1 protein-coding gene is annotated in these 703 nt (G+C 64.4%); it reads left to right on the forward strand.

Annotated elements, in window-relative coordinates; genetic code table 11:
- Positions 1 to 361: transposase (locus ABWV23_RS22350; protein ID WP_353351914.1), on the forward strand; the 361-nt coding region annotated here is incomplete at its 5' end.
- Positions 362 to 703 lie beyond the last annotated feature (342 nt).

Consider the following 703-nt stretch of genomic DNA (forward strand, 5'->3'; position numbering starts at 1 on the left):
CTATCTCGGGCTCACGCCCTCCGAGCATTCCAGCGGCGCCACCGTGCGCCGCGGCGGGATCACCAAGGCCGGCAGTGGCCTCGCCCGACGGGCCCTGATCGAAGGAGCCTGGAGCTACCGGATGCAGGCGCGTGTCAGCCGCAAGCTTCACGACAGGGTCGAGGGACTGCCCAAGGCCGTGCGGGATATCGCCTGGAAAGGACAGCTGCGGATGTGCCAGCGATACCGCCACCTGGTGGCAGCCGGGAAAGCGAAGGTCGTGGTCACCACGGCCATCGCACGCGAGATGGTTGGCTTCATCTGGGCCATCGCCAGGGCTGTCATGCCGTCACCTGACGCTCCGGCGCGCACCCAAGGCTGAGAGGAGGAAAAGTGCCCTGATCACGCCGATGCGCAAGGTTGGGGGCGGAACGCGGTGGGGAACCCTCGTGCCCTGTTATGAGCCGACCAGATCGACGCTCGCCATTTAGACCGAGGCAGCCCCAGGACGAAACCACGGTCATGCGGTATCCAACCCGCGCATGAGAGCTTGCTCAACCGTCGTCTCAGTTCCGTCCCTTACCTTGTGCATCCACATCACGCTGCGCCCGGCCCGCCGGAATCCTCGCCTTGAAACAAAGGCTTGACAGCGATCATGAGAGCAGGCTGCTGAAATAGTCAGGTCTCGACGCGGCTCGTGGAACATGATTCATCGTCGCCACGG

Source organism: Aquicoccus sp. SU-CL01552 (genome assembly GCF_040365005.1).
Lineage (GTDB): Bacteria > Pseudomonadota > Alphaproteobacteria > Rhodobacterales > Rhodobacteraceae > Antarcticimicrobium.